General features: G+C 37.4%; 14 protein-coding genes. 13 read left to right on the forward strand and 1 reads right to left on the reverse strand.

The annotated features are described in order from the left end of the window. Positions 1–7 precede the first annotated feature (7 nt). Positions 8–769 (reverse strand): alpha/beta fold hydrolase, encoded by a 762-nt coding sequence (locus ACLMCG_RS20025; RefSeq protein WP_047379978.1) that lies wholly within the window; start codon positions 767–769, stop codon positions 8–10. A gap of 272 nt (positions 770–1,041) precedes the next feature. Between ACLMCG_RS20025 and mraZ the strand changes: the two genes are divergently transcribed. From mraZ to ftsZ, 13 genes are all read left to right on the forward strand, one after another. Then, positions 1,042–1,500 carry a division/cell wall cluster transcriptional repressor MraZ gene (gene mraZ / locus ACLMCG_RS20030; RefSeq protein WP_047421934.1) on the forward strand — a complete coding sequence of 153 codons (459 nt, stop codon included), beginning with the start codon at positions 1,042–1,044 and terminating at the stop codon, positions 1,498–1,500. A gap of 49 nt (positions 1,501–1,549) precedes the next feature. After that, positions 1,550–2,443, forward strand: a complete 894-nt coding sequence (rsmH, locus tag ACLMCG_RS20035) for a 16S rRNA (cytosine(1402)-N(4))-methyltransferase RsmH (protein WP_223598096.1) — start codon at positions 1,550–1,552, stop codon at positions 2,441–2,443. A gap of 66 nt (positions 2,444–2,509) precedes the next feature. Continuing rightward, the gene (locus ACLMCG_RS20040; protein WP_047377999.1) at positions 2,510–2,875 is read left to right on the forward strand and encodes an FtsL-like putative cell division protein; all 366 of its coding nucleotides are present in this window, start codon (positions 2,510–2,512) and stop codon (positions 2,873–2,875) included. Beyond that, positions 2,859–4,850: a penicillin-binding transpeptidase domain-containing protein gene (locus ACLMCG_RS20045; RefSeq protein WP_223598097.1), complete on the forward strand. Its 1,992-nt coding sequence runs from the start codon at positions 2,859–2,861 to the stop codon at positions 4,848–4,850. Before ACLMCG_RS20040 ends, ACLMCG_RS20045 begins: the two co-directional genes overlap by 17 nt. Positions 4,851–4,910: 60 nt before the next feature. After that, positions 4,911–6,371: a UDP-N-acetylmuramoyl-L-alanyl-D-glutamate--2,6-diaminopimelate ligase gene (locus ACLMCG_RS20050; protein ID WP_413960928.1), complete on the forward strand. Its 1,461-nt coding sequence runs from the start codon at positions 4,911–4,913 to the stop codon at positions 6,369–6,371. An 80-nt stretch (positions 6,372–6,451) separates the two neighbouring features. Beyond that, positions 6,452–7,693 (forward strand): phospho-N-acetylmuramoyl-pentapeptide-transferase, encoded by a 1,242-nt coding sequence (gene mraY, locus ACLMCG_RS20055; protein WP_126652841.1) that lies wholly within the window; start codon positions 6,452–6,454, stop codon positions 7,691–7,693. Between the two features lie 82 nt (positions 7,694–7,775). Next, positions 7,776–9,101, forward strand: coding sequence for a UDP-N-acetylmuramoyl-L-alanine--D-glutamate ligase (murD, locus tag ACLMCG_RS20060; RefSeq protein WP_413960929.1), 1,326 nt, complete (start codon positions 7,776–7,778; stop codon positions 9,099–9,101). 86 nt (positions 9,102–9,187) lie between these two features. Further along, positions 9,188–10,426: an FtsW/RodA/SpoVE family cell cycle protein gene (locus tag ACLMCG_RS20065; protein ID WP_149834337.1), complete on the forward strand. Its 1,239-nt coding sequence runs from the start codon at positions 9,188–9,190 to the stop codon at positions 10,424–10,426. Between the two features lies 1 nt (position 10,427). Next, positions 10,428–11,525, forward strand: coding sequence for an undecaprenyldiphospho-muramoylpentapeptide beta-N-acetylglucosaminyltransferase (gene murG, locus ACLMCG_RS20070; protein WP_413960931.1), 1,098 nt, complete (start codon positions 10,428–10,430; stop codon positions 11,523–11,525). 81 nt (positions 11,526–11,606) lie between these two features. Next, positions 11,607–12,965 carry a UDP-N-acetylmuramate--L-alanine ligase gene (murC, locus tag ACLMCG_RS20075; RefSeq protein WP_413960932.1) on the forward strand — a complete coding sequence of 453 codons (1,359 nt, stop codon included), beginning with the start codon at positions 11,607–11,609 and terminating at the stop codon, positions 12,963–12,965. Positions 12,966–13,030: 65 nt separating this feature from the next. After that, positions 13,031–13,996: a cell division protein FtsQ gene (locus ACLMCG_RS20080; RefSeq protein ID WP_413960933.1), complete on the forward strand. Its 966-nt coding sequence runs from the start codon at positions 13,031–13,033 to the stop codon at positions 13,994–13,996. 84 nt (positions 13,997–14,080) lie between these two features. Further along, positions 14,081–15,466 carry a cell division protein FtsA gene (ftsA, locus tag ACLMCG_RS20085; protein WP_413960934.1) on the forward strand — a complete coding sequence of 462 codons (1,386 nt, stop codon included), beginning with the start codon at positions 14,081–14,083 and terminating at the stop codon, positions 15,464–15,466. A 91-nt stretch (positions 15,467–15,557) separates the two neighbouring features. After that, on the forward strand, positions 15,558–17,471 hold the full coding sequence (ftsZ, locus tag ACLMCG_RS20090; protein WP_413960935.1) for a cell division protein FtsZ: 1,914 nt from the start codon (positions 15,558–15,560) through the stop codon (positions 17,469–17,471). Positions 17,472–17,497 lie beyond the last annotated feature (26 nt).

The raw sequence follows: 17,497 nt of genomic DNA on the forward strand, positions 1-17,497 counted from the left end.
GTATTTATTAAACTTTATCTTTTATCCAGTTGTACAGGATTTCATTGAATTCATCCGGTTTCTCCATCATGGCTGCATGCCCGCAATGGTCTATCCAGAATAAATCCGAATTTGGAATAAACTTGTGCATATCCTCTGCCACTTCCGGAGGAGTTACATTATCCTGTTTCCCCCAGATCAGACACGTAGGTGTCACAATCTTCGGAAGGTCATTCAGCATATTGTGTTTGATGGCACTTCTTGCCAGCATTACTGTTTTTATTCCTTTCATTCTGTCATTGACCACCGCAAAAACTTCATCTACAAGATCCTCTGTCGCAATCTTTGGATCATAGAAAACTTCTTCCGTTTTCTTTCTGATATAAGACCGGTCATTTTTCCTTGGAAAACTGTCCCCGAAAGTTCTTTCATACAATCCGGAACTTCCTGTAAGCACAAGATTTTTTACCAAATCAGGTCTTGCTAAAGTCAAGATAAGTCCTACATGCCCTCCCATTGAGTTTCCCATAATGGTAACCGGACCTGAAATATGACTTTCTATAAACTTGATAATATATTTTGCGATAGTGGTAAGATTCGTATTGAGTACCGGCAGATCATAGATCGGCAACTGAGGAACATATACTTTAAAGCCTCTTTCCGAAAAAAAATCTACCATTTTATCGAAATTACTCAAACCACCCATTAACCCGTGCAACAGCACTAATGGATGTCCTTCTCCCGCTTCTACATAGGAATATTTCTTTTCTTTTTTTGTACTAAATATCATAAAACGCCTTAATAAAGCCTTGCAAAAATACAAATTAAACCTCAAAAAAATTTTGATTATCCTAATTTAAGATAAAAATAATATAATATTCTCCTTTTTAACTTTTTTTTTCAAACACGCTTTATTATGGGCTAAATAACACTTCCGGCAACTATCTTCATATCAGTATTTTACATTATTGAAATTCAATCTCTAATAAAACTTATTAACATTGAGTCAAAAAGTGGGAAAAAGTGGGAAATTTTGGAAATTATTATATAAATTTGTCCCAAATGAAAAATTTCATTGGGACATATGAGTGCAAAATTGACGACAAAGGCCGCTTAAAAGTTCCTTCATCTTTAATTAAACAGATGGAAAACTTCGAAGACAAGGCATTTGTAGTCAAGAGATCTGTGTTCCAACCCTGTCTGGAGGTCTATCCTATGAATGCATGGGACAAACTGATGGGCAAAATTAATAAACTGAACAGATTCATAAAAAAGAATGCTGATTTCATACGAATGTTTACGGCAGGAGTAAAAACAGTAGAATTGGATAATGCAGGAAGATTACAGATCTCGAAAGACCTTACCGTTTTCGCAAATCTTCAGAAAGATATTGTGATTACCAGCGCAGGAGAACTCTTCGAAATTTGGGACAAAGATGCCTATGAAAAGGTAATTGCTACCAATGAAGCTGATTTTGCAAGCCTTGCCGAAGATGTGATGGGCTCTTTTGACGAAGAATAATGATAGTAGGTTATTAATTAATAGTATTAAATAAAAAACACAATTAAGCATGTATCATAACCCCGTTTTGTTGAAGCAGAGTGTTGATGATTTGGTGACGAATCCTGACGGAATATATGTGGACTGCACCTTTGGAGGCGGAGGCCACTCCAGGGAGATTTTGAGCAGACTTTCTGACAAAGGAAGATTGTTCAGTTTTGACCAGGATCTGGATGCACTTAAAAATACAATTGATGATCCAAGATTTACATTAGTTAATCAGAATTTCAGATTTCTGGAAAACTCATTACTGATGTACGGAGTTCCTCAGGTAGATGGTGTTTTGGCTGACCTGGGTGTTTCTTCACACCAGTTTGATGAAGCAGACAGAGGTTTCTCTACAAGAAGCAATGCTCCTTTGGATATGAGAATGAATGTAATGCAGAACCTTGATGCCAAAAGAGTGATTAATGAATATGAAGAAAGTGAACTTGCAGATCTTTTCTTTCACTATGGAGAATTAAGAGAGGCAAGAAAACTGGCAAGAGAAATTGTTCACCACAGAAAAACAAAAAGTATAGATACTACGGAAGATCTGAAAAAACTGTTCAGCTATATTCCGCCTCACAAAGTGAATAAGTTCTATGCACAGCTTTTTCAGGCAATAAGAATTGAAGTAAACCAGGAACTTGAGGTATTAAAAGAAATGCTGGTTCAGGCTTACAATGTTTTAAAACCGGAAGGAAGACTCGTTGTTATTTCCTACCACTCCTTAGAAGACCGTTTAGTAAAAAGATTCCTGAAAAACGGAATGTTCGAAGGAGAACCGGCAAGAGATATCTACGGAAATTATAAAAAGGCATTCGAATTGATAAAGAGTAAAGCAATCATTCCTGACGATCAGGAGATCGAAGAAAACTCAAGAGCAAGAAGTGCCAAAATGAGAACAGGAATAAAAGTATAAATGATCAATCATAAGTGATAAGCGATATCAATTATCTTTTATCATTAATCAATTATAAATAAAGCTTTGGCAAAAAGAACAACAAATCGCCCCCAGAAAAGACTCACTTTTATAGATATTATAAAAGGAAACTTTCTGAATCGTGATGAGATCAAAATACATTACAAGTATTTTCTCCTGTTGTTTATACTGATGATGGCCATGATTTATACCAACCATCTCGTCAATAAAAAAATTAAAATTGTAAACGCCTTAAAGGAGGAAACAGAAGAATACAAATCAAGAAACGCTTACGCCCAGAGTAAGCTGATCAAAGTAAAAATGGAATCAGAGCTGGGGAAAGAGGTCGCCCGGGATTCATTAATGACCCTGGAAAACCACCCTCACAAATTGCTAATAAAACTGGACAGTACAGATGCAAAAGCAAAATGAATACGACAATAAACGTAAGAAAACGTTACGATGGGGCTACCTCTTTGCAGTGGTAGCTTTGTGCGTGTTTGTAATGTTCTTGGCAAGAATTGTTATTCTTCAGAATACCAATGTTCAGGAAATTAAAGACGATTACATTAATAAAAACTATCGTGAAGCTACTTTAAAGGCTGCCCGCGGAAATCTTTTTGCATCTGACGGCTCTATTCTCGCAACCACAGTGATGCGATATGATATCTATCTTGACTTCAAAACGATGAAAGATACAGTGTACTCCAATAATATCGGAGCGCTGACGGATTCATTGAGCAAAATGTTCGGAAAATCCAGAGGAGAATTCAGACAGAAATTTGACGAGCAGAAGAAAAAGAAAAACCAATACTACACGTTGGTAAAAGGTCTTGACTTTGACCAATACGACAGAATCAGAAAGTTTCCGATCTTTAAAAGAGGCAAAAATAAAGGAGGTTTTATTGTTGACCGAAATTATAAAAGAGAATTGGCTACTTCGGAAATCGGAGGCGGAACCATTGGTATGGATAACGGTGAGCTTAAATCCGGACTGGAAGGTGCTTTCTCGAAATATCTGACAGGAACTGACGGAAAAAGGCTTGAACAAAGAATCAATTCTTCTCAATGGAAACCTATCGACTTCTGGAAAGTACAGGAACCTGTAGACGGAGAAGATGTGTACACTACCTTAGACCTTAGAATTCAAGACATTGCACACTCCGCTCTGGAGAAACAGCTGATCCATTTTGAAGCAAAACACGGAACAGTGATTGTAATGGAGGTTGAGACCGGAAAAGTACGTGCTCTTGTTAACTTAAGAAGAACAGATTCAGGAGATTACGAAGACTCTTACAACTATGCCCTGAAAGATAATATTGAGCCGGGATCGACTTTTAAAACCATTTCGCTTCTGGCCGCAATGGATGATGGATTCATCGATGAAAACACCACTGTAAATGTAGGAAACGGTGTCTGGACTTACGCAAAACAGAGAATTTCAGACGGGCACGGCGGAGGAACGTATGATATCAGTGATGTTTTAGCTAAATCCAGTAATGTGGGAACTGCAAAACTGATCACAAAATATTATGCAGAAAAGCCTCAGATATTCCTTGATCACCTGAAGCGCTGGAAACTATTCGATAAAATGGATATCGAACTTCCGGGAATCACAAAACCGAAGATTGTCACTCCACAAAATAAAAGATGGAATGCTGCAACACTAGCATCTATTTCTTACGGATACTCTTCCAACGTCAACCTTTTACAATTGACAACTTTCTACAACGGAGTTGCCAACGGAGGTAAAATGCTTAAGCCATTATTCATCGATAAAATCATGAAAGATGGAAAAGTAATGTACAATGCCAAGCCTGAAGTAATGGTTAATAAAATGGCATCGGAAAAAGCTATTAAAATGATGACCAGCGCTTTAACCAAAGCCGTAGAAAAAGGAACAGGACGAAGCATCTTTACTCCTAACCTTAAAATGGCAGGTAAAACCGGAACCGCAAGATTTGAATACTGGCTGCCTGGTCCTATGAAATACAGAGCATCATTCGCTGGGTTTTATCCGGCAGACGCACCAAAATACACCTGTTATGTAATGATCAGCGAACCCAATACATCAATAGGATTTTATGGGGGACCCGTTTCAGCACCCGTGTTTAAGGAAATTGCAGGTAAAACATTCCTGAAAACACCTCAGAATATTGAAAAAGAAATGCTTGTAGACAAAAAGGTAAACCTGAGCAAAATGGTTGAGCCTAATGTGAAAGTAGCAGTAAATGATAAGCAAATGCCAAATGTCGTAGGATTAATCGGTAAAAACGTAATCCCACAATTGGAAAACTTAGGATATCGTGTCGACTATAAAGGAGTGGGAAGAATTAAAGAACAATTCCCTCTGGAAGGCACAACAATCAGTAAAAATCAGAGAATTTATTTGTCTCTGCAAAATTAAAGAAACAGAACTCCAAAAGAGTGATATAAACCAAAATAGAGTAAGGCTCTATTGATAAAGATGATTATAACAGAATTAGTAAACAGAATCCCAGTACTGGAAATTCACGGTGATAACAACCGCGAGGTTACGGAATTGGTGATCGACAGCAGAAAGGTTACAGAAAACTCTCTTTATATTGCAATGAGAGGTACAGTAGTGGATGGACATTCATTCATCGCTTCTGCTATTGAAAAAGGTGCTGCAGCAATCGTTTGCGAAGAATTTCCTGAGACATTGGCAGAGAATGTCACCTATGTCAAAGTGAAAGATTCTTCTAAAGCTTTGGGACATCTTGCTTCCAACTTCTATGGAAACCCTTCTCAGAAACTAAAACTGATTGGCGTTACAGGAACTAATGGGAAAACATCTGTTTCTACCCTACTTTTTGATGTCTTCAAAAACTTAGGATATGATTCTGCTTTACTTTCCACTGTTGAAATCAGAATTGGTGAAGAAATTATCCCGGCAACACACACTACACCTGATGTAATTACGATCAACAGGATTTTGGCTGAAGCGGTAGAAAAAGGATGTGAATTTGCCTTTATGGAAGTAAGCTCACATGGAATTGCCCAAAACAGAATTGAAGGATTACACTTCAAAATAGCGGGCTTCACCAACCTTACTCATGATCATTTAGATTATCATAAAACCTTCGAAGAATATTTAAAAACAAAGAAAAGATTCTTCGACCAATTAGAAGATACAGCCATCGCTATCACCAATGTAGATGATAAAAATGGCAACGTCATGCTTCAGAATACGAAGGCTAAAAAGAAGTCTTATGCTTTGAAAACCATGGCAGATTATCATGGAAAGCTTTTAGAAGTAGATTTCAACGGAATGCTGTTGAACTTCAACGGAAAAGAATTCTGGACGACACTCACAGGAAAATTCAATGTATACAACTTGCTGCTTGTATTCGGAATTGCTGAAGAACTTGGTTTTGAACAGGACGAAATTCTCCAGGCAGTCAGCAAACTAAAAAGAGTTTCCGGAAGGTTTGAAACTTTCAAATCCGATGGTGGTATTTTCTTTATCGTAGATTATGCACACACTCCGGATGCATTGGAAAACATTCTGGACAGTATCAACGATATCAGGACAAAAAACGAAAGATTAATCACCGTATTCGGTTGCGGAGGCGACAGAGACCACTCCAAAAGACCTGAAATGGGAAATATTGCCACCAAAAAATCAACCTTGGCAATCATCACTTCAGATAATCCGAGAACAGAAGATCCTGCGCAGATCATCAAAGAAATTGAAGCAGGCGTTGAACCTCAAAACTTCAGCAAATACACTTCAATTCCGGACAGAAGAGAAGCCATAAAGATGGCGATAAAATTTGCAGAACCTAAAGATATTGTTTTGGTTGCCGGAAAAGGCCACGAAACCTATCAGGAGATAAATGGTGTAAAACATCATTTTGATGACAAAGAAGTAATTAATGAGCTTTGGAAATTAATGAGCAAGTAAATTACAAGCGATAATTGATCAATAATAGCTGATTTTATCATTCATCAATTATCAATGATTATTTATTAACAATTGAAACTATGCTATACTATCTATACGAATATCTAACCAACCATGGAATTCACGTTCCGGGATTAGGATTGTTGAAATACATTTCCTTCCGTGCCGGAATGGCTGTACTATTCTCTCTGATTATTGCTCTTGTCTACGGAAAAAGAGTAATCAATTACCTGAGAACAAAACAAATGGGAGAATTGGTACGTGATCTTGGATTAGATGGCCAAAAACAAAAAGAAGGAACTCCTACCATGGGAGGACTTATCATCATTTTGGCAACCATCATTCCCGTATTGCTGTTTACAAGAATTACCAATGTGTATATTGTACTGTTGCTGGTTTCAATGTTTTGGATGGGTGCCATTGGTTTCCTTGATGATTATTTAAAGAAAATCAAAAAAAATAAAGACGGATTAAGTGGTAAATTCAAAATTGTAGGACAGGTCGGATTAGGGCTAATTGTCGGAATTACAATGTATTTCCACCCGGATATTACGGTTAAAAGAAAATATGCAGATGCTAAAGTAGTGAACAGAAACAATGTAGAGCAAAACTTTATGCCTACAGAAAAAATTACAGTTTCTACCGTTCCTTTTGCAAAGAATAACGAGTTTGATTATAGCGGAATTTTATTTTGGATGAATGATAAAGATGCCCATGAGTGGGCATGGATTGTCTTTATTCCTATTGTGATCTTCATTGTAACAGCCGTTTCAAACGGGGCCAATATTACAGATGGAATAGACGGTCTGGCAGCTGGAACAAGTGCCATTATACTGCTCACGCTGGCTCTTTTCGCTTACCTTTCAGGGAACATCATCTTTGCAGATTATCTCAATATCATGTTCCTTCCTAATATGGGAGAAACCACCATTTTTGCCGTGGCAATGGTAGGTGCCGTGATCGGATTCTTCTGGTACAACACCTATCCTGCACAAGTTTTCATGGGTGATACCGGAAGTTTGATGCTTGGAGGAGTAATTGCCGTTTTAGCTATTATTTTAAGAAAAGAATTGCTGATTCCTGTATTATGCGGAATCTTCTTAATTGAAAACGTATCTGTAATGCTTCAGGTCGTAGTTTTCAAATACAGAAAAAGAAAATTCGGGCTGGAATATGCCCAGAACAATAGACTATTCAAAATGTCACCATTACACCACCATTATCAGAAAGAAGGATTTCACGAAAGTAAAATCGTAAACAGAATGATCATCATCGGGGTAATACTGGCTATTGTATGTCTGATCACATTAAAAATGAGATAAAAATCAATTTAAAAATTAAAAGATTGAAACATTGAATAATTTTTTTAATCATTAAATCTTTTAATCATTAAATCAAAATAATATGAAAATAGTTGTTTTAGGAGGTGGAGAAAGCGGATGCGGAGCTGCTTATTTGGCTAAAAAGAAAGGTCTGGAAGTATTTCTTTCAGATAAAGGAGCCATTAAGGATAACTATAAGCAGTTTCTTACCGATAATGAAATTGAATTTGAAGAAGGAAACCACGATGAAGAAAGGATTTTAAATGCGGACTGGATCGTAAAAAGTCCGGGAATTCCGAAAAAGGCAGACATCATCAATAAAATTCATGAAAAAGGAATCAGACTTTCCTCTGAAATTGAATTTGCTTCTGAATTTACAGACGCCAAGATCATTGCCATTACCGGAAGCAACGGAAAAACAACCACTACTTCCCTGATCTATTATATCCTGAAAAATGACGGATTGAATGTAGGTTTGGGAGGAAACATAGGATATAGCTTTGCCAAGCAGGTTGCAGATGAAAACCATGAATATTATGTGCTGGAGGTAAGCTCTTTCCAATTGGATGATATTCAGAATTTCAGACCTTATATTTCTTTATTGTTGAATCTGTCAAAAGATCACCTGGATCAGTACAACTACAACTATGAAGAATATGCGCTGGCAAAATTCAGAATCACTGAAAATCAGGAAAATGATAATTTCTTCATCTATAACAAGGATGATGAAATGAGCAAAAACCTTCTTGAAAAACTTGAAATAAAGGCTAAAATGGTTCCTTTCTCAACAAAAGAGAAGTTACCTGAAGGAGGTTTTGTGAATGAAGATGAGATTGTGGTAAAAATGAAAGACGAATTCTCAATGAAAGTTGATGAATTGTCTCTATTGGGAAATCACAACGTAGCCAATAGCTTGGCAGCATCTATTGCCGGTAAGATATTAAAGATCAACAATGAAAGCATCAGACATTCACTGATGACGTTTCAGGCTGTAGAACACAGATTGGAATTAGTAACTGAAATTGACAGTGTAAAATACATCAACGACAGTAAAGCAACCAATGTAAATGCTACTTACTACGCTTTGGAAAGTATGAAAACACCAACCGTATGGATCGTTGGTGGGCTAGATAAAGGAAATGACTATACCGAAATTGAAGATTTAGTCAAAAGAAAAGTAAAGGCCATTGTTTGCCTTGGAGTAGATAACAAGAAGATCATAGATTTCTTTAAAGATAAAAAAGAGGTTATTTATGATACTTCAAGCATGGAAGAAGCCGTGAGAATTTCAAAATCACTGGCTAAAAAAGGTGATACGGTTTTACTATCTCCATGCTGTGCAAGCTTTGACTTGTTCAAAAGCTATGAAGACAGAGGACGCCAGTTTAAAGAGCAGGTATTAAAGTAAAAATGTAAAAAGTATTAATGTATTAACGTATTAATGATCATCAATTTCATCAATACATTTTACATCAGTACATGAATACAATAATTATGGACGAACAGAACACAGAAAACAGATTTGAATTTCTAAAGGGCGATAAAGTACTTTGGATGGTCATCCTTGTGATCTCCATCTTCTCTATTTTCCCGGTATACTCTGCAAGTTCAAATCTCGAATACATTGTTAATAACGGGACCACAACAGGTCACGTTATCAAACATATGTTCTTTGTAGTCTTAGGATTAGCCATTATGAGACTGGTAGGAACCATAAAATATGAATACATCGGAAAGCTCAGCAGTATTCTGCTCGGCCTTATGATTGTTCTGTTGATTGTCACCATGTTTACCGGACAGACCATTGACGGGGCCAGTGCTTCCAGATGGCTTAAAATCCCGGGAACACCGATTTCCTTCCAGCCTTCATCATTTGCTTTTTTAATGTTAATCATCTATCTGTGCAGATATTTAACCAAAAAGATCACCAGAGAAAGGCTTCCGATAGAGAATATCATGTATATTTTCGGGCCTATCCTGCTTGTTTTCGTATTGGTAGCAAAGGATAACGGTTCCACGGCATTAATGATTCTAATGGTTTCCGTTGTGGTTCTTGTCATAGGACAGCTTCACTGGAAATACATTGCAGGGTTTATATCAGCATCATTTGTAGCCATTGTTCTATTTTTATTAATAGCGCTGAATACAAACATGATCGGAGGTAACCGTGTTCACACATGGATGAGCCGTGTAGAAACATTTACCTCAAGCAAAGCAAAATCTGCCGATGTAGATGATGAGAGTGTAAAAGCGAAAAACTATCAGGTAATGCAGGCCAAAGCAGCCATCGTACATGGTGGGATTACCGGAATGGGGCCAGGAAAAAGCGCATTGAAACAAATGCTTCCACAATCTGCCTCCGACTTTATTTTCGCAGTCATTGTAGAAGAATACGGAGTGATAGGAGCTGCTTTTCTAATCAGTTTATATCTGATTATGATGATCAGGATCGTGATGATTGCCAGTAAGATGCCTGCATTTTTCGGATCGTTGCTCGTGCTCAGTCTTGGAGTGATGATCTTCATTCAGCTTTCGGTAAACATAGCCGTTGCTGTAAATCTGATCCCGGTAACAGGACAGCCTCTGCCTTTGATCAGTTATGGAGGAACCTCAATGCTGGTCACCTATTTACAGTTAGGTATTATTTTAAATATAAGCTCAAGAATCCAGATTTATGATGAAGAAGGAATGGGCAAAAAACAAAGTATAGCAGAAATAAACGATATCGCTTAAAATGGACAAAAAATTAAAAATAGTATTATCCGGCGGAGGAACAGGAGGACATATCTTCCCGGCTATCGCCATTGCGGATGAGATCAGAAAGAGATTTCCTGAAGCAGAATTTTTGTTCATTGGTGCCAACGGGAAAATGGAAATGGAAAAAGTTCCTCAGGCAGGTTATAAAATCGAAGGAATTGATATCGCAGGAATAGACAGAGGAAACCTGTTATCCAATCTGGGACTTCCTTTCAAGATTCTGAAAAGTTTATCAAAATCTAAAAGGATTATCAAAAACTTCGCTCCCGATTTTGCTGTAGGAACCGGAGGATTTGCCAGCGGACCAGCCCTTTATGAAGCAAGCAAAATGGGAATTCCGATTTTCATACAAGAGCAGAATGCCCATGCAGGAGTAACTAATAAAATCTTAAGCAAGAAAGCCAAAGCCGTTTTTACAGCTTACCCGAAAGTAGAAGGCTTTCCTGTTGAAAAAATAAAATTCCTGGGAAATCCGATTCGTGAGAACATCGTTTCAGGAATGCAGGAAACCGCTCAGGCAAAAGAAAAAATGGGATTGAATAAAGACAAACTTACCATTCTTTCTGTAGGAGGTTCTTTAGGATCCAGAACATTGAATAATGCCTGGAAATCTCATTTAAAACAAATTGTAGATAAAGATTATCAGCTGATCTGGCAGACAGGAAAGCTTGATTATAAAGATATTATAAACGAAACAAAAGATACAGCCACCGAAAACATTCAGATCCTTGAATTCATCAAAGACATGGAACTGGCTTATTCTGCAGCTGACATCATCGTTTCCAGAGCCGGAGCAATTGCCATTTCAGAGCTGGCAGTGGCACAAAAACCGGTACTCTTGGTCCCTTTCCCTTTTGCAGCGGAAGACCACCAAACGAAAAATGCCATGAATCTGGTTGAAAAAAATGCAGCCAGAATGGTGAAAGACTCTGAAATGCAGGAAAAATTCTGGAATACATTATCAGAGATCTGCGAAAATGAAAATATAAGAAAAGAAATGTCCGACAATCTGAAATATTTTGCCAAGCCAAATGCAGCAAAAGAGATTGTAGACGAAATATTTAATAAACTGTAAAAAGTACCATTGTAAAATGTATTAATGACAACAATACTCATGAATACATTGTACATGAATACAACAATACAAAACAAAAAAATGAACATTTTACAAACATATCAGACTTTTTACTTCGTTGGAATCGGAGGTATCGGAATGAGTGCATTAGCGCGCTATTTCAATGCATCCGGAAAAAAAGTATTGGGTTACGACAAGACCAATACAAAATTGACTCAGAATCTGATGAATGAAGGGATTGATATTGTTTTTGAAGACCTTATTGATGAAAGGATAACTTCTCTTCAGAAAGAAGACACATTGGTGATCTATACCCCGGCCATCAAAACGCTTGGAATATTGGATTATTTCAATGAAAATCAGTTTGAAGTATTGAAACGAGCTAAGGTTTTAGGATTAATTACTGAAAATACAGACTGTATTGCTATAGCAGGAACCCATGGAAAGACAACAACGTCTACTCTTGTGGCTCATTTATGCAAAGAAGCAGATCTTCCTTTCTCATGCTTTTTAGGAGGAATTTCCGAAAACTTTAAATCCAACTTCCTGTACAATGGTTCTACTTATTCTGTAGTAGAGGCTGATGAATATGACAGAAGCTTCCTTAACCTTTCCCCGGACTGGGCAGTGGTAACTTCTACAGATGCAGATCACCTGGATATTTATGGAGATAAAAGTCATATCGAAGAAGGATTCAGACAGTTTGCAGCTTTAGTACCTCAAGACCAACAGCTTTTTGTAAGAAAAGGACTGGAAATTGGTAGAGGACACCAAACCTATGCAGTAAATGAACCTGCAGACTACTATTCTGACAACCTGCGTATGGAGCATGATAAAATTTATTTTGACTTCCATACTCCTGTTGAAACAATAAAGGATTTCGTTTGGGAAATTCCGGGAATTCATAATGTGGAGAATGCTACTGTAGCACTGGCTATTCTGCATAATTTAGGCGCAGATTTTGATACGCTGAAAAAGGCAATTGCCAATTTTAAAGGAATTAAAAGAAGATACACGAAACATATTTATCAAAACGGTAAAATTTACATTGATGATTATGCCCACCATCCTACAGAAATCAATGCTGTAATGGGCTCAATCAAAACATTTTATCCTGATAAAAAACTATTGGTAGCCTTCCAGCCCCACCTTTTCAGCAGAACAAGAGATTTCGCGGACGGGTTTGCAGAAAGTTTAAGCAAAGCAGATGAACTTATTCTGCTTGATATTTACCCTGCAAGAGAACTTCAGGAAAACTTTGAAGGAATTACTTCAAGTTGGCTGCTGGACAAAGTAACATTAAATAAAAAAGAAGTATCGACATTATCCGATGCTTTTGAAAAAATAAAAGAAAAAGATTTTGACATCCTTCTTACTGTAGGCGCAGGAAATATAGACACCCTGTATGATCCTATCTGTGAATGGATAAGTAAATTGTAAAAAGTAATAATGTATTTAAGTATTCATGAATACATTTTACATAAATACGTGAATACAAAAAATGTATGAAAAATAAATACAGAATATTAAAAATTGCTGTCACTGTAATCATCCTTGGATTGTTACTGAGTTTCTCGTTGAAGAGATTCAGCCACCAACAGATTACAGACAATAAGATTTCTGTAAAAATGAGTGAAAAAACTCCGGTTTATTTTGTAGATGAAAAAGATATCAGAGAGATTGTAAAAAAAGAAAATCCTTCTGGAAAAGTAGGTGACCTTAATATCCCTTCCTTAGAAAAAAGAATCAATGCACTTCCGGCGGTCGATAGTGCCAATGTCTATCTGAACCTGAATGGAAAACTGAATCTGGATATTAAGCAGAGAGTACCTGTTTTCAGGCTTAATAAAGATGGAAAAGACTTTTATGTAGATGAAAAAGGGATTGAGTTTCCCATTTCAAGAACGTATTCTCATCCATGTATGCTGGTAACCGGAAATGTACAGCCGGATGAATATGAAAAACTGGCAGAACTGGTAGAAAAGATCGATAAAGATGATTTCAGCAAGAAATATTTTATTGGAATTTCAAAAAGCAAAGACAGCTACAATCTTCTGACAAGTGAAGGAAATTACCGGGTAGAAATTGGAGATTTGGATAATATTGACTTTAAAGTAAAAGGATTTAAAACCTTTGTGGAAAAATATCTTGTGTACCAGGATCCACAGAAGTACAGCATGGTTTCAGTAAAATACCAGAATCAGATTGTTACTACTTTAAACCCTTATTTTAAAGAAAACGATAGTATTTTAAAAGCAGGAAAAATGGAACTGGCAAAAGCCCCTACTCCAATGGCAGCAGCAAAGAAGACAGATGCTAAGCCAAAGATAGCGGAAGCAAAAAAGACAAGCCCCACGCCTGTAAAAACAAAAGAAAGCACAAAAGCGCATACAAAAGAAGCGAAAAAACCAGAGAAAAAATCAAGTGCTAAGGCTTTGTCCAAGCCAAAGGCAAAAGTAAAAATAGAATAAGTCCTTTTGGACATTCAATACACAAATAGGAGATCATCCTTAGAGAAAAAAAGGAAAAAGTAGAAAAAATCAAATCGATATAAAATGGAAAATCAAGAGTATTCAGTAGGTCTGGACATCGGGACAACAAAGATAGTCGCGATTGTCGGAAGAAGGAATGCACACGGGAAAATAGAAGTTCTCGGTGTAGGAAAAGCTAAAAGTCTTGGTGTTCATAAGGGTATTGTGAATAATATTTCACAGACTATTAATTCAATCAAGGCTGCAGTATCCGAAGCACAATCCAGTGCAGGCGTTCCTATCCGCAAAGTTACGGTAGGTATTGCAGGAAAACACATCCGTTCTCTGCAGCACTCCGATTATATTATGCGTGAACATCCTGATAAATTTATTACAGACGATGACATTGAAGCATTAAAAGATCAGGTGAAAAAGCTGGTGATGCTTCCTGGAGAAGAAATTATCCACGTACTTCCTCAAGAATATAAAGTGGATTCCGAGGGTGAAATTCAGGAACCCGTCGGGATGCATGGAAAGCGTTTAGAAGCCAACTTCCACGTTGTAGTAGGCCAGATGGGCAGCATCAGAAATATTGCAAGATGCGTTCGTGAAGCCGGATTAGAAATGGAAGCCCTTACTTTAGAACCATTGGCATCTTCAGAAGCTGTTCTTACAAAAGAAGAAAAAGAAGCCGGTGTTGCCATTGTTGACATTGGTGGTGGTACAACAGACATTGCGATATTTAAAGATAATATCATCCGTCATACCTGTGTGATTCCATACGGAGGCGGAATTATTACCGAAGATATCAAAGAAGGCTGTTCCATTATAGAGAAACATGCAGAACAACTTAAAGTAAAGTTTGGTTCGGCTGTTCCCGAATTAGAAAAAGACAGTACTTTTGTAACCATTCCGGGGCTTCACGGCAGACCGGACAAAGAAATTTCTTTAAAAACTTTAGCACAGATCATCAACGCAAGAGTAGAAGAAGTTTTGGAAATGGTTAATACAGAACTGAAAGCTTATGGTGCTTTTGAACAAAAGAAAAAGCTTATTGCCGGAATCGTTCTTACAGGCGGTGGTTCAAACTTAAAACATCTTCGTCAGCTGGCCAATTATACCACAGGTTTTGACAGCAGAATCGGTTTTGCGAATGAATATATCGCCAACGATAAAAATCAGTACCTGAAAGGCCCTGAATTTGCTACCTCTATCGGGTTACTAATGGAGAGTTTAAAGATCAGAGACAAAAAGCAGAATGCTGACGAAATCATAGAAGTTGTTGCAGAACAGCCAAAGCAGGAAACCGCTTCAGTACAGACAGAAACGGTTCAGCCGGTTCAGCAGGCAGCACCTGTTCAGGAGCAGCAGTCTTTTGAGAATGAAAGACAGGAGAACAGAAAGGCGAAATTGACCTTCGGGCAGTCGCTTATGGAAAAAGTAAAAAAATTCTTTGAAGAAGTAGAGTAAATTATAAATGATGAATGATAAGCGATAAACGATCTTTTCCTTATCAATTATCATTGATCAGTTATCAATTATAATTATTAAAAATATAGGTATGGAAAATATAGGTACACAAGGATTTTCATTTGATTTGCCAAAAGGAAATTCATCCATCATAAAAGTAATCGGTGTAGGGGGCGGTGGAAACAACGCTCTGAAGCACATGTACGAGAAAGGAATTCACGGGGTAGATTTCGTGATTTGTAATACAGATGCTCAAACCTTAGATAATAACCCGGTTGCTAATAAAGTTCAATTAGGAACCACAATCACAGAAGGTCTTGGAGCAGGTGCAGACCCTGAGGTTGGAGAGAAATCTGCAATCGAAAGTATTGAAGATATTAAAGCTGCTATGGGACAAAACACCAAAATGGTGTTTATCACTGCCGGAATGGGTGGTGGTACCGGTACCGGAGCCGCTCCTGTCATTGCTAAAGTAGCAAAAGACATGGGAATTCTAACGGTAGGTATTGTTACTGTGCCTTTCAGTTTTGAAGGTAAAAGAAGACTGGATCAGGCTGAAAATGGTCTTGATAAACTAAAAAATAATGTTGATTCATTAATTGTAATCAACAATGATAAACTGAGACAGCAGTTCGGAAACCTTGGATTCAAGCAGGGATTCTCAAAAGCCGATGAAGTTTTAGCCAATGCAGCTAAAGGAATGGCAGAAGTTATTACAGGTTACTTTGATGTAAACATTGACTTTAGAGATGCTAAATCTGTACTTCAGAATTCAGGTACCGCTTTGATGTCTACAGGAACTGCTTCAGGTGAAAATAAAGCCGAAGAAGCGGTAAGAAAAGCCCTTGATTCTCCGTTATTGAATGATAATAAGATTACAGGTGCCAAAAACGTTCTGTTATTGATCAGAAGTGGTGCTGAAGAAGTAACCATGGATGAGATTGGTATCATCATGGACCACATTCAGAAAGAAGCTGGAAACACAGCAGATATTATTTTCGGGGTGGGAGCTGATGAAGAATTAGGAGATGCAGTAAGCGTTCTTGTTATTGCAACAGGATTCTCTAATGAGAACAAGAAATTTGCAGGACCTACAGAGAAAATCAGAATCAGTCTTAATGACAGCTTTGACGCTCCTAAAAACTCTCCTTTCAAAACAAGAGAGGAAAGAGAGTCTGCACCTGATACAACGTATGATTCAAGCAGAGCCAATCATTTCAGATTAGATGATGAAGACCACAGCACACAGTTCAAGGTGACATCTATTGAAAAAAAAATGATTCTTGAAGAAGAACCGGTGAAACCCGAAATTAAATTCTCTGATAAAGAGGAAGATATTATTAATACTCCCGAACAGGCTTGGAAAAACGAAGAAGAAGTTGAGCAGGAATACAGTTTATTTTCTATTGACGAAGAGAATGAAGATCCAAATGATCTGGAAATTCAGTCTTTCTCATTTGATTTCGAAAATAAAAAAGATGAGCCACAGTCTGGAAGTACTTTCAACAGCTCTTTTGCAGAAGAAAAACCTGTTGAATTCAGTTTCTTTGTAAACGAACCTGTCAGAAATGAGCCTAATACCGATTTCGGACAGCCAAAAGCAGAGTTTAACAACCCAAGCAATGCTGCTGTAGCTGAACCGGCTCAGAAGATTGAAACCTTCTACCAAAAACAGGAAGAACCAAAAGCTGAAACAAGAACTTCTTTTGAGAACAAAACAGAAATTGAAGCTCCGAAAACTGAAGAATCAGAATTCACTTTTGTGAATAAAACGATTGACCAGGACAGAGTGATTGAAAGAAGAAATAAATTGAAAGAATTCAATTCCCGCTACCAAAGTTTTGACAGCACGAGTGAATTTGAATCTATTCCTGCTTTCAAAAGAAAAAATATTTCGATTGACGGAACCAATGCTTCAGATCAGAACATCAACACGTATCTGTCTGATAACAATGGTTCTATGCAGATCAGAGAAAACAGATTTTTAAATAAAGACGTAGATTAAAACAAGCGTATTAATGTATTGATGTA

Source organism: Chryseobacterium sp. S90 (assembly GCF_047444895.1).
In the GTDB taxonomy this organism is placed as follows: domain Bacteria; phylum Bacteroidota; class Bacteroidia; order Flavobacteriales; family Weeksellaceae; genus Chryseobacterium.